We start from the raw sequence: 12,420 nt of genomic DNA, 5'->3' as shown, positions 1-12,420 counted from the left end.
CCCTCGTCAGTGATCGGGCTTATAGACCCTGCCCCTTTTCTAAGTCAACACCGCCAAACAAAGTTTTTTGACATTTTTGTAACAGATTGAAATGAAAGAGGGATTTTCAAGAGTGGGTGCTTTGGCCATCCGTACGGACCCATGGCGGCGACTCCTGCCTGTACTTGCCGTCCAGCTTCCACCCTCAGATGCAGAATCTTCGCCATTTGAGGTCCGGCTCAATCCGCGGAGGACATGACTTGCGCACAGCCGCGCGGTGTCGGTAGTTTTACCGGCGATGCATTACCCCCGGGGAATGACGTAGCTGATCCTAAAAGAGATGCGTGCCATCCTCGCTTATGAAACGAAGACGCGCACGTGACCCGCATGACTTCCCTGCCGGAACTTCCGGTTTCGCATGTTCTCCCGGAGATCGGGGCGGCACTGGCCACACGGGGCCGCGCCGTGCTTTCCGCCCCGCCGGGCGCCGGCAAGACGACGCTTGTTCCCCTCTATCTGCTCGATCAGGATTGGCGTGGCGACGGCAAGATCATCCTTCTGGAGCCGCGACGCCTCGCGGCCCGCGCGGCGGCAAGCCGCATGGCCTCGCTGCTTGGCGAGACTGTGGGCGGGACCGTCGGCTATCGCATGCGGCTCGACACCAGAGTATCCGCCAAGACCCGCGTCGAGGTCGTGACCGAAGGCGTGTTCGCCCGCATGATCCTCGAGGATCCCGAACTATCAGGTGTCTCGGTCGTCATCTTTGATGAGTTCCACGAGCGCTCGCTGGACGCCGACTTCGGCCTGGCACTGGCGCTCGATGTGCAATCCGCCTTGCGAGATGACCTGCGCGTACTGGTAATGTCAGCGACGCTTGACGTCGCGCGTGTTGCCGAGCTTCTCGGCCAGCCGCCTGTCATCGAAAGCATGGGGCGAAGCTACCCGATCGACATCCGCTACAAGGATCGGCCGAGCGGCGAGCGCATGGAAGACGCGATGACGCGCGCGATCGTTGACGCTCATGCCAGCGAGAGCGGATCAATCCTCGCCTTCCTGCCCGGCCAGGCGGAGATCGCCCGCACCGCCGAGCGGCTCGAAGGACGCTTTGGACCACAAACGCTGATTGCACCGCTTTTCGGCAACCTGACACAGCGGGAACAGGATGCGGCAATCCGGCCGGCCGAGCCCGGGACGCGCAAAGTCGTGCTCGCCACCTCGATTGCCGAGACGTCGATCACCATTGACGGGGTGCGGATCGTAATCGATAGCGGCCTGCAGCGGCTTCCGGTGTTCGAGGCCTCGACCGGCATCACGCGACTGGAAACGGTGCGCGTCTCGCGCGCTTCGGCCGACCAGCGTGCCGGACGTGCGGGACGAACCGAGCCAGGTATTGCGATCCGTCTCTGGCATCAGGGGCAGACCGCCGCCCTGCCGGCATTCACGCCGCCGCAGATACTTTCCAGCGATCTCTCCGGCCTCGTTCTCGATCTTGCCCACTGGGGCGTGCAGGATGCCCGCGCACTGTCCTTCGTCGACCAGCCGCCGGAGACGACGCTGTCGGAGGCGCGGGCGCTGCTGCTGCAGCTTGGCGCGCTCGACAAGGACGGCGCACTCACTGCGCGCGGGAAGATGATGCGCGACCTTGCGCTGCCGCCGCGTCTGGCTGCCATGGTGATCTTCGCAGGCGAGACAGGGCATGCAAGAGACGCGGCAGAGCTGGCGGTTCTGTTGACTGAACAGGGCCTCGGCGGTCCAAGCATTGACCTCGAAGAGCGGATGCGGCGCTTCCGGTCGGAGCGCGGCGATCGCGCCGAAGGTTCGCGTCAGCTGGCGGCTCGACTGGCCAAGGGTCTCGATGTCGCCAAGGCTGCGGAACCCAGCCAGACGGGACGGCTGCTGCTGCACGCCTTCCCTGACCGAATCGGGCTGCAGCGCGGCGGCAGAGGCCGCTTCCTCATGGCGAATGGGCGCGGCGCGGAACTGCCGGAGACCGAGCGGCTCGCCGGCAGCCCGATGCTCGTCATCGCAGATTTGACGGGCCGGGCGGCGCAGGGGCGCATCCTGGCGGCAGCCGAAGTGTCTCGCGCCGACATCGAAGAAGACCTGCCCGGTTCAATTTCGACCGGCGATCAGACCTTTTTCGACCGACAGAGCCGGCAGGTCCGAGCCAGGCGGGCGACCCGGCTCGGCGCCATTGTCTTCGACGAGACGCCACTGCCTCGTCCAACCGGCGAAGCTGCCAGCCGTGCACTGGCAGAAGGTGTGCGCGAGCTGGGGTTGGAACAGCTGCCTTTTTCCAAGGAAGCCATGCAGCTGCGCGAGCGCATCGGCTTTCTTCATCGCAGCATCGGCGATGCGTGGCCTGATGTCAGCGACGAAGCATTGATTGCGCGGCTCGATGAGTGGTTCATTCCCTACCAGATGGATGCTCGGGGGATTTCCGACATTTCCCCGTCGGGTCTTTCGAACGGGTTGATGGCGTTGATACCGCACGAGATGCAGCGGGATCTTTCACGCCTCGCGCCAACGCATTTCGAAGCCCCGACGGGACAGCGGCATCCGATCCAATATGATGGCGAGGAACCGACGCTGACGATCCGCGTGCAGGAACTCTTCGGCCTCAAGCAGCATCCGGCAATCGGTGGCGGTCGACTGCCGCTGCTTCTCGAGCTGACCTCGCCGGCACACCGGCCGATCCAAACGACCCGTGATCTACCCGGATTCTGGGCCGGCTCGTGGCGGGACGTGCGCGCCGACATGCGCGGCCGCTATCCCAAGCACCCCTGGCCCGAGCGGCCGGAAGACGCCACGCCGACGACAAGGGTCAAACCTCGTGGTACATGAGCGCTACTACGGTTCAAGGGATGTCAGATGGTCGACAATGTCGAGAGTTCGTCGGAAGAGGACAGGCATAGTAGCAGGCGATTGAGATTGCAGACGCTGGTGCGGCTGCGATGGCTTGCTGTCGGCGGCCAGGCCGTGACGGTGTTCATCGTTGCCTTTTGGCTGAAGTTTCCCCTTCCGCTCGTTGCATGCGCGGTGCTGATCGCGGCACTGGCGGCGGTCAATTTCTACCTGATGATCCGCTATCCGCCGACCCATCGGCTCTATCCGGGCGCGGCCTTCGCGCTGCTCGGTTTCGACCTTCTGCAGCTTTGCGCGCTGCTCTTCATCACCGGCGGCCTTGCAAATCCTTTCGCCGCGCTCGTCTGCGTTCCTGTCATCATTTCCTTTGCGTCGCAGCCGATCCGCTTCAGCACGGTGCTCATTCTCATTGCGATGATCTGCATCACCATTCTCGCGTTCTCGCCCTTTCCCTTGCCGTGGTTCGATGGGGTCGAGATCAATGTCCACACCGTGATGCAGTTCGGCGTCTGGTGCTCGATCGCATCGACCATGGCCTTCGCCGCCTTTTATGCATATCGGGTCTCGATGGAAGCGAGCCAGCTGGCCGATGCGCTAGCGGCAACCGAGCTCGTCCTGCAGCGGGAGAAGCACCTTTCGCAGCTGGACGGTCTTGCCGCTGCGGCGGCACACGAGCTTGGAACGCCGCTTGCCACCATCAGCGTCGTTGCCAAGGAAATGGAGCGCGAACTCAAGGATGACGATCGCTTTCGCGAGGATGTGCAACTGTTGCGCAGCCAGAGCGAGCGGTGTCGCGACATTCTGAGGCGGCTAGCGACGCTCTCGGCTGAAGGAGAAGCCCATCTCCGGCGGTTGCCACTGTCATCGATGATGGAAGAGATCGTGGCGCCGCATCGGGAATTCGGGATCAAGCTCGAACTGATCGAAAAGAGTCCGCGCAAAGGCGAGCCCGTAACCGACCGCAATGCCGGCATCATGTATGGGCTCGGCAACCTGATCGAAAACGCCGTCGACTACGCGCGCGACGAGGTCACCGTAACGGTCGAGCACGATGCGCGAAAAGTCCGCATCACGATCGAGGACGACGGCGAGGGCTATTCTTCCGATATCCTGACCCGGATCGGCGAACCCTACGTAACCAAGAGACAGCGGGAAGACCGAGCCGGCGGGCTGGGACTGGGGCTCTTCATCGCCAAGACGCTCCTGGAGCGATCCGGCGCGTCACTGGTGTTCGAGAACCGCATGCCGGAGGCGGCAGGAGCGCGTGTCCGTGTCGAATGGCCGCGCATGCTGATCGATGCAAATTCGACAAAATGACGCTATCGGCATAATGAAAAACGGGAAACTTGACTTATATCAGGCAGGCGATTGCCGGGATTGACGAACATGAACGAGCTTGACCACGAATCCTCCCTTGCAGATGCGGATCATATTGGTCCAGACGCCAGCCTGCTGATCGTCGATGACGACGGGCCGTTCCTACGCCGCCTGGCACGCGCCATGGAGACGCGCGGCTTCAAGGTCGAGACAGCCGAATCGGTTGCCGAGGGTGTTGCCAAGTCAAAGAGCCATCCGCCGAAATACGCGGTGGTCGACCTGCGACTTGGCGATGGCAATGGATTGGATGTGATCGAGGCCATCCGACAGCGTAGGGACGATACGCGGATCATCGTCCTGACCGGCTACGGAAATATTGCTACGGCCGTTACGGCGGTGAAGCTTGGCGCCGTCGATTACCTGGCGAAGCCCGCTGACGCCGACGACGTCTACGCCGCGCTGACGCAGCGGGCCGGCGAGAAAGCGGAGTTGCCGGAAAACCCAATGTCGGCCGATCGGGTGCGCTGGGAGCATATTCAGCGGGTTTATGAGATGTGTGAGCGCAATGTTTCGGAGACAGCGCGGCGGCTTAACATGCATCGCCGCACGCTACAGCGTATTCTGGCCAAGCGCGCGCCCAAATAACTCTACATATCGTCGACGTCGAAAGGCTTGCCGTTTGCCCATTCGGCCATCAGCAGGCGCTGAGCAGCTGCGCGGGAGAAGCTCAGCGTGACCGATTTGCGGGTGGCGGGCGCGAGGCGATGCTCCGGCGCTTCGCGGATCATATGGGCGCCGTAACCGTCAGAGAGAAACAAGCCGCAATCCTCGGGGAAGATATCGAGCGGAACATCCTTGTGCGTCGCGAAGAACAGCCGATCACAATGCAAGCGATAGTCCGGCCACTTGCGGTCGACACGAAGGTCTTCGATCGAGGTCTTGATCTCGATGATCCAGATCTCTCCCTTCTCCGAAATGGTGATCAGATCCGCGCGCCGTCCGCTCGCAAGCGACAGTTCCGGCAACACGGCGTGACGCATTTCGTGAAGTAAAATCTGAGCCCCGCGGCGCACCAGCATAGCTCTGTCCGACTGCCGGCCGTCTATTAACGGATTGTTATTGTAAACACTCAAAATCGTCATGGATAACCGTGAGTTTGGCGCGCGCGTTGTTGCAAAAAAACCATGCGCTTCTAATTTGCCGCTGCGTATTGGTTTTGCCGCACTGCAACGGCTTGCAAAGGCAAAGTTAATCGAAAATAAACTATAATCAAAGATGGTTCAAAAGACCGTTCCTCCCTTGCCTATTTCCTAAGAGACATCCATGCGCATCCGCAATGCATTTCCTGTATTCGGCCTGATGGCGACGCTCGCTCTGGCCGGTTGCTCCTCGACTACCGAAAGCGCCTCCGTTGAAGACAAGGTCGCGCCGGGGCCGACCGTCCAGACCGCGCAAATCTTCGACGACGCTTACGGCGTGACGACGGATGCCGGGTATTCGCTGCCGGCGATCCCGATCCAGAAGGTCAAGCCGCAATTCCGCCGCCAGATCGTCTCTTACGAAACCACCGAGCGCCCGGGCACGATCATCGTCAATACCCGCGAGCGTTTCCTCTATTACATCCTGCCCGGCGGCAAGGCGATGCGTTACGGCATCGGCGTCGGCAAGCAGGGGTTCGCATGGGCAGGCACTGCCTATGTTGCCTGGAAGCAGGAATGGCCGACCTGGCATCCGCCGAAAGAAATGGCTGAGCGCAAGCCCGAAGTCGCCAAATATGTTGAGGATGGCATGGGCCCCGGCCTCAGCAATCCGCTCGGCGCGCGTGCCATGTATCTCTTCAACGAAAAGGGTCAGGACACCCTCTTCCGTCTGCACGGAACGCCGGAATGGGCTTCGATCGGTACTGCTGCCTCCTCTGGCTGCATTCGACTGATGAACCAGGACGTTATCGATCTCTACAGCCGCGTACGCCCGGGCAAGACGACTTCGAAGGTCATCGTTATCCAGTAAGCTGTCCCTGAAATAGGGTATTAGAAAGGCCGCCGGAACATTGTTTCGGCGGCCTTTTCGATTGCGTATTCTCGTCAGATCGCCTGTTTGGCCTTCAGCTCGAGGCGGCGGCGATGCAGGACCGGCTCCGTATAGCCATTCGGCTGCGCCCTGCCCTTCAAGACCAGGTCAAGTGCCGCCTGGAAAGCGATCGAACCGTCGAAATCGGCGGCCATCGGTGTGTAGGCTGGGTCGGATGCATTCTGTTGATCCACGATCGCGGCCATGCGTTTCATCGTTTCAACGACCTGGGCTTCGGTGGTAACCTTGTGATGCAGCCAGTTGGCCATATGCTGCGCGGAGATGCGCAGCGTCGCACGGTCTTCCATAAGACCGACATTGTTGATGTCAGGCACCTTGGAGCAGCCGACGCCCTGATCGACCCAGCGAACGACGTAACCCAATATGCCCTGAGCATTGTTGTCGAGTTCACGCTGGATTTCCTCCGGTGTCCAATTCGGACGAACCGCGACGGGAACTGAAAGAATATCGGAGAGCTTGGCGCGCGCACGATCCTTCAAACCCTGCTGAACGCGGCCGACATTGACACGGTGATAATGGGTGGCATGCAGTGTTGCGGCGGTCGGGGACGGAACCCAGGCGGTATTTGCGCCGGCCTTCGGGTGCGCGATCTTCTGCTCCAGCATCGCCGCCATCAGATCCGGCATCGCCCACATGCCCTTGCCGATCTGCGCATGGCCGGAAAGGCCGCATTCGAGGCCGATATCGACGTTCCAGTTTTCGTAAGCGCTGATCCAGGCGGCCTGTTTCATGTCGCCTTTGCGGATCATCGGCCCGGCTTCCATCGATGTATGGATTTCATCACCGGTGCGGTCCAGGAAGCCGGTGTTGATGAAGACGACGCGTTCGCGAGCCGCGCGAATGCATTCCTTCAGATTGACGGTCGTGCGCCGCTCCTCGTCCATGATCCCCATCTTAATGGTATTGCGTGCCATGCCGAGGGCATCTTCGACGCGCGTGAAGATCTCGGCGGCGAACGCGACTTCCTCAGGACCATGCATCTTCGGCTTGACCACGTAGACCGAACCGGTGCGGGAATTCTTGCGGCTGCCGTTCGCGCCGACGTCGTAGAGCGCAATCATCCCGGTGATCATTGCATCCATGATTCCTTCCGGCACTTCATTGCCATCACGATCAAGGATAGCCGGATTGGTCATGAGATGGCCAACGTTGCGAACGAGCATGAGCGAGCGGCGATGCACTTCGAAGGGCGTAGCGGTCGGGCCGTTGTATTCTAGATCGGAATTGAGCTTACGGATGAAGCTCGATCCACCCTTCGACACCTCTTCCTGAAGGTCGCCCTTCATGAGGCCCAGCCAATTGCGATAGACCACGACCTTGTCTTCAGCATCGACGGCCGCAACCGAGTCTTCGCAGTCCATAATCGTCGTGATCGCCGATTCCAGCCAGACGTCGGAGATATGCGCCGGATCGCTTTTGCCGATCGCGGTCGAGGCATCGATGACGATGTCTATGTGGATACCGTTGTTCTTAAGTAGGATGCGAGACGGCGCCGCGGCATCACCCTGATAGCCGGCAAAATGTGCCGCATCGGTCAGCGAAACATGCTCACCGTCGGTCGAGGTGATGGCAAGAGCACCATCCTTGAAAGCAAAGGTCGCAACATCCTTCCAGCTCCAGCTATCCAGCGGCGCGGCTGTGTCAAGGAAATCACGAACCCAGGCTATGACCTTATCGCCTCGCTTCGGATTGTAGGCCTTGCCCTTTTCGGCCCCGTCGCTTTCGGGAATCGCATCCGTCCCGTAGAGCGCATCGTAGAGCGAGCCCCAGCGAGCATTGGCGGCATTCAGCGCATAGCGCGCATTCATCACGGGAACGACCAGCTGAGGACCGGCAATCGAGGCAATTTCCGGATCGACGTTCGTGGTCGTGACTTGGAAATCCGAGCCCTCCGGCAGGATATAGCCGATGTCGCGGAGAAACGCCTGGTATGCTTCGATGTCGCTCGGTGCGCCATGCTGGCGGTACCAGTCATCGATGCGAAGCTGGAGTGCATCGCGCTTGGCGAGCAGCTCGCGATTGCGCGGCGCAAGATCGTGAACGATGGCGGAGAAATCAGCAAAGAACTTGTCGGCATCGATCTTCAGGCCGGGCAGCGCCTCCGTCACCAGGAACTCATGAAGGACGGCTTCAACAGCAAGACCGTTTTTATCGATGCGGCTCATTCAATGTCTCCTAAAACCCACGACAGCTTTCGCATGCTGCCACTTTGCCCGGCTTTCATTCATAGTCAATTATGCAATAGTTCGAAAGATTTATGCCGATTTAGGAAAAGACCGTGGCGTAACGCGCATCGGCAGACCGTTTTGCGGCTGGGTCGTCAGCTTCTGAACGGGCCACGGCTTCGTCTGCTCCGTCATATCGAAGCGGAAACTGTGCATGAGCACCGCCAAAGCGATGACAGCCTCTTGTAGAGCGAAGGTCGCGCCGATGCAGACCCGCGGACCGGCACCGAACGGCAGAAACTGGAAACGCCCGATCTTGCCGTGATTCTCCGGCAAGAACCGTTCCGGGATGTATGCTCGCGGCTTGTCCCAATAAAGTTCGTGACGATGCAGCGTCCATGGCATGATGAGAATGGTGACGCCGGGCTCGATCTCGACCGCCTCCCCTTTCGCGTCGGTCCAGCGATCGGCGGCGATGGCGGCGCGATTGATCGACGGCGCTGGCGGATAGAGCCGTAGCGCTTCCTCGAAGGCAGCGCGCGTGTAAGGCATCAGATCCAGCCACTTCACCGGCTCGACATCCTGCGCCAACACGCGATCAATCTCCTCCTCCATCGCCTCGCGAATGTGCTGCGTGTTGGCAACGCAATAGAGTGTCCAGGCGAGCGCACGCGCGGTCGTCTCGTGGCCGGCGCCAATGAATGTCAGAATATTGTCTTCGATTTCATCGTTCGTCAGCCCGCCACTTTCGGCCTGCTCGAGAAGCAAGGTCAGAAAGTCGTCTGGCGCGGCAGCGCGATCGGCCCGCATCCGGGCGAGCCGGGCGTCCATGGTCTGGCGCACGATATTTCGGAACTTGTCGAGCACCTTCTGACCGCCGATACGGGTCAGACGCGGAACCCAGGACGGTGCGCGCAAAAGGTCCATCGGGTCGACGCGCCCCATGCGGTGCAAGAGCGCGTTGACGTCATCGGCAAAGCTATCGGAGGAGGTGACAATCTCGCCTGAGAACAGCGTATCGGCGAGAATGGCAAAGGTCAGCTCTGTCATGTCGGCCGCGATCTCGAAGACCTTGCCATCTCTGCCGGCAGATTCGTATTTCCTCGCGTAGTCCTCGGACTGGCGAAGCATCTGCCCGGCAAAGCCGTTTGCATGGCGCGGCGTGAAAACCGGTGCAACCGCCTTGCGGGACCGCTTCCAAACGTCCCCTTCCGCCGTCAGGAGCCCATCACGCAAGATCGGGCGCAAAATGAGCTGGCGAATATCCGACATGCGGTAATTGGCGGCATTATCGACCAGAACATGGCGGATCAGGCCGGGATCGTTGACGATCAGGGTTCTTTCACGGAAGAACCGCGTCTGAATCCACGGCAACGTGTAGGAAGGCTCACCCCAGAGCTCCAGCGGGTTGCGCAGAATGGTGCGAATGATCTCAAGCCGACTCGGTGGCACCGTACGGGGCAACGGTGCTGGCGGTACAAAGGGATCCGGACGCATGTCCATGGGGAACTCAGCCTTTTCGCGGGAGAAGTCCGTCCCGGCAAGGCAAAAGCTAGAGCAGACGCTCCAGCTCGTCCAGCTTGTCGTTGACCAGCCAGCCGTAATAGTTCTCCTCCGGCCAGACATTTTCCCCCGAAGCTCGGTTCTTGGCAGCGAGGGCAGCCGCGCGCTGGCGCGAGTTGCCGACGTTGTAGAGTGTTGCTGTCAGGCCCGGATTCTTGGAAATGTCCATGTCGGCGATCTGCTTGTAATCGTCGATCGAGCGCCGGATGGAGGCGGCGACAAAGGCGAGCGAGACATCCGGCTCCATGATCGCCTTATAGACGGCACCGGCATCCTTCTCGTTGAGCTTCTCATAGCCCGACACCTTGGAGACGAGGTCCGAGAGCATCAGCGCCGTCAGCGGGTTGATCTGCCCAAGGCCAAAGGTCTGACCGGCGTAGAAGGGCTGGAAGAAGACCGCGCTGAAGCGGTTGTTCGGGAAGCTCTCGCCGCCGACGGTCTTGCCACGGAAGTCGCTCTCCCAGACGTCTTCGCGGCAGCTCCACAGCGTATAGGAATCGCCCTTGCCGTTGCATTTAGCAAATTGCGGCCGCTTGATGAAGTCGTCGACGTCCTCGCCATTATAGGCGAAGCGGAAGCTCTCCCCGGCGTAGGACGCAGCCTTCACATAATAGGACTGCAAGCGGTCATAGGCATCGACATTATAAGTATGCTCGCCGACAATCGCGCCAATCACATGGATGGGGTCGATGCCGTAAGCGGCCGAAACCTTCTTGATCTTGGCCATCAGCTCGTGATCCGATGCCAAGAGGTCATGGACCTTCTCGTATTTGCGATCGAACGAGGTCTTCGTGCCCTTCGTGCGGCGGACCGATGCGCCTGGAACATCGGGTTGCTCGGCATGGCGATTGCCTGGCGGCACCACTTGCATGGCAAAAGCCGGCACCGAGGTCAGCACGGCAGTAGCAATCAAGAGACTTGTCAGAAGGCGTCGCACTATCAGCGTTCCCATCGGTTCATGGCATTCTCGCGAAGCGCGCTGACTGGACCATAATCTTGGCCGAATAATGCTGGCGCCCATAACTAAACGGGCCCTTCACTAAAAAGTAAAAGGCCCGCTGTCGAGAGTTCAAGCTGTCAAAATCGCGGCATCATATCAGCAAAGAGATGACACGATGCTCGTTCATCACAAGATGAAGCGGGACAAATCCGTGTTCTGCGCCAGGTCGCCGACGTGCTCGCGCACATAGTCGGCGTCGATCGTCACGGTCGAGCCGCCGCGATCCGGAGCGTTGAAGGAGATTTCGTCCAGAACCCGCTCCATGACAGTTTGAAGTCGGCGTGCGCCGATGTTTTCGACCGACGAGTTCAGGTGGACAGCCACATCAGCCAGGGCATCGATGCCATCGTCGGTGAACTCGAGGTTGAGGCCTTCCGTTTCCATCAGGGCCTTGTACTGCCTGATAAGGCTCGCCTCGGTTTCCGTCAGGATACGGCGGAAGTCTTCCTTGGTGAGCGCGCGCAGCTCGACGCGGATCGGCAGACGACCTTGCAGTTCCGGCAACAGATCGGATGGCTTGGAGACATGGAATGCGCCGGAGGCGATGAAAAGGACGTGATCCGTCTTCACCGGGCCGTACTTCGTCGACACGGTTGTACCTTCGACCAGCGGAAGCAGGTCGCGTTGCACGCCTTCGCGCGAGACGCCGGCACCCATGCCGCCGTCGCGAGCGGCGATCTTGTCGATTTCGTCGAGGAAGACGATGCCGTCATTTTCGACCGCACGGACAGCCTCGCGCTGGATGACTTCGTTGTCGATCAGCTTGTCGGACTCGTCGCGGATCAGATCGGTATAGGATGCCTTGACCGTCGTGCGGACCTTCTTGGTGCGGCCACCCATTGCCTTACCAAACATTTCTGAAAGATTGAGCACGCCGATATTGGCGCCCGGCATGCCGGGAATGTCGAAACCACCCATGCCGGTGCCAGTGTCGGCGATCTCGATATCGATCTCCTTGTCGTCAAGTTCACCATTGCGCAGCTTCTTGCGGAAGCTGTCGCGCGTCGCTGGCGAGGCCGTGGCGCCGACGAGCGCATCGAGAACGCGCTCCTCGGCACTCATATGCGCCTTTGCCTGCACTTCGCTTCGCTTCTTCTCGCGAGCCAAGCCGATGCCGACCTCGACAAGATCGCGGATGATCTGCTCCACGTCGCGTCCGACGTAGCCGACTTCGGTAAATTTGGTCGCTTCAACCTTGATGAAGGGCGCGCCCGCCAATTTGGCGAGACGGCGAGAGATTTCCGTCTTGCCTACACCGGTCGGGCCGATCATCAGGATGTTCTTTGGCATGACTTCGTCGCGCAGGTCTGGGTCAAGCTGGTGGCGGCGCCAACGATTGCGCAGCGCAATCGCCACCGCACGCTTGGCCTCATGCTGGCCAATAATGTAGCGGTCGAGTTCAGAAACGATCTCGCGGGGGGAAAATGTGGTCATATCGAA

The 12,420-nt window shown here is 60.3% G+C and carries 9 protein-coding genes; 4 read left to right on the top strand and 5 right to left on the bottom strand.

What is annotated here, in order from left to right:
- Positions 1–357 precede the first annotated feature (357 nt).
- The 3 genes from hrpB (at position 358) to ATY79_RS19610 (ending at position 4,806) form a co-directional block, all read left to right on the top strand.
- Positions 358–2,823, top strand: coding sequence for an ATP-dependent helicase HrpB (gene hrpB, locus ATY79_RS19620; RefSeq protein ID WP_088704634.1), 2,466 nt, complete (start codon positions 358–360; stop codon positions 2,821–2,823).
- A gap of 27 nt (positions 2,824–2,850) precedes the next feature.
- Positions 2,851–4,161, top strand: a complete 1,311-nt coding sequence (locus tag ATY79_RS19615; RefSeq protein ID WP_088693225.1) for an ActS/PrrB/RegB family redox-sensitive histidine kinase — start codon at positions 2,851–2,853, stop codon at positions 4,159–4,161.
- 69 nt (positions 4,162–4,230) lie between these two features.
- Positions 4,231–4,806 (top strand): ActR/PrrA/RegA family redox response regulator transcription factor, encoded by a 576-nt coding sequence (locus ATY79_RS19610; protein WP_037116872.1) that lies wholly within the window; start codon positions 4,231–4,233, stop codon positions 4,804–4,806.
- 2 nt (positions 4,807–4,808) lie between these two features.
- Here ATY79_RS19610 and ATY79_RS19605 read toward each other — a convergent pair whose 3' ends face one another.
- A complete protein-coding gene (locus ATY79_RS19605; RefSeq protein WP_088693224.1) occupies positions 4,809–5,303 on the bottom strand; it encodes an MmcB family DNA repair protein in 495 nt (164 codons plus the stop codon).
- A 181-nt stretch (positions 5,304–5,484) separates the two neighbouring features.
- Here ATY79_RS19605 and ATY79_RS19600 point away from each other — a divergent pair, with 181 nt between their 5' ends.
- Positions 5,485–6,171, top strand: a complete 687-nt coding sequence (locus ATY79_RS19600; RefSeq protein WP_088704633.1) for a L,D-transpeptidase — start codon at positions 5,485–5,487, stop codon at positions 6,169–6,171.
- A 74-nt stretch (positions 6,172–6,245) separates the two neighbouring features.
- Here the strand turns inward: ATY79_RS19600 and ATY79_RS19595 are convergent, their stop codons facing one another.
- The 4 genes from ATY79_RS19595 to hslU all read right to left on the bottom strand — a co-directional run bounded on the left by ATY79_RS19595 (position 6,246) and on the right by hslU (position 12,414).
- Positions 6,246–8,417, bottom strand: coding sequence for a malate synthase G (locus tag ATY79_RS19595; protein ID WP_088693222.1), 2,172 nt, complete (start codon positions 8,415–8,417; stop codon positions 6,246–6,248).
- A gap of 90 nt (positions 8,418–8,507) precedes the next feature.
- Positions 8,508–9,920, bottom strand: coding sequence for a cytochrome P450 (locus ATY79_RS19590; protein ID WP_088704632.1), 1,413 nt, complete (start codon positions 9,918–9,920; stop codon positions 8,508–8,510).
- Between the two features lie 49 nt (positions 9,921–9,969).
- Positions 9,970–10,917 carry a DUF1402 family protein gene (locus tag ATY79_RS19585; protein ID WP_088693255.1) on the bottom strand — a complete coding sequence of 316 codons (948 nt, stop codon included), beginning with the start codon at positions 10,915–10,917 and terminating at the stop codon, positions 9,970–9,972.
- Positions 10,918–11,106: 189 nt separating this feature from the next.
- Positions 11,107–12,414, bottom strand: coding sequence for an ATP-dependent protease ATPase subunit HslU (gene hslU / locus ATY79_RS19580; protein WP_088693220.1), 1,308 nt, complete (start codon positions 12,412–12,414; stop codon positions 11,107–11,109).
- Positions 12,415–12,420 lie beyond the last annotated feature (6 nt).

It is taken from the genome of Rhizobium sp. R693 (assembly GCF_002211315.1).
Classification (GTDB): domain Bacteria; phylum Pseudomonadota; class Alphaproteobacteria; order Rhizobiales; family Rhizobiaceae; genus Rhizobium.
The sequence above is the reverse complement of the archived record's forward strand: the minus strand, read 5'-3'. Positions and strand labels throughout refer to the sequence as shown.

What these genes read in the sequence shown, in the direction of transcription:
- ATY79_RS19615 (WP_088693225.1), top strand. Translation starts at nt 2,851, where the DNA reads ATGGTCGACAATGTCGAGAGTTCGTCGGAAGAGGACAGGCATAGTAGC.
- ATY79_RS19610 (WP_037116872.1), top strand. Translation starts at nt 4,231, where the DNA reads ATGAACGAGCTTGACCACGAATCCTCCCTTGCAGATGCGGATCATATT.
- ATY79_RS19605 (WP_088693224.1), bottom strand. Translation starts at nt 5,303, where the DNA reads ATGACGATTTTGAGTGTTTACAATAACAATCCGTTAATAGACGGCCGG.
- ATY79_RS19600 (WP_088704633.1), top strand. Translation starts at nt 5,485, where the DNA reads ATGCGCATCCGCAATGCATTTCCTGTATTCGGCCTGATGGCGACGCTC.
- ATY79_RS19595 (WP_088693222.1), bottom strand. Translation starts at nt 8,417, where the DNA reads ATGAGCCGCATCGATAAAAACGGTCTTGCTGTTGAAGCCGTCCTTCAT.
- ATY79_RS19590 (WP_088704632.1), bottom strand. Translation starts at nt 9,920, where the DNA reads ATGGACATGCGTCCGGATCCCTTTGTACCGCCAGCACCGTTGCCCCGT.
- hslU (WP_088693220.1), bottom strand. Translation starts at nt 12,414, where the DNA reads ATGACCACATTTTCCCCCCGCGAGATCGTTTCTGAACTCGACCGCTAC.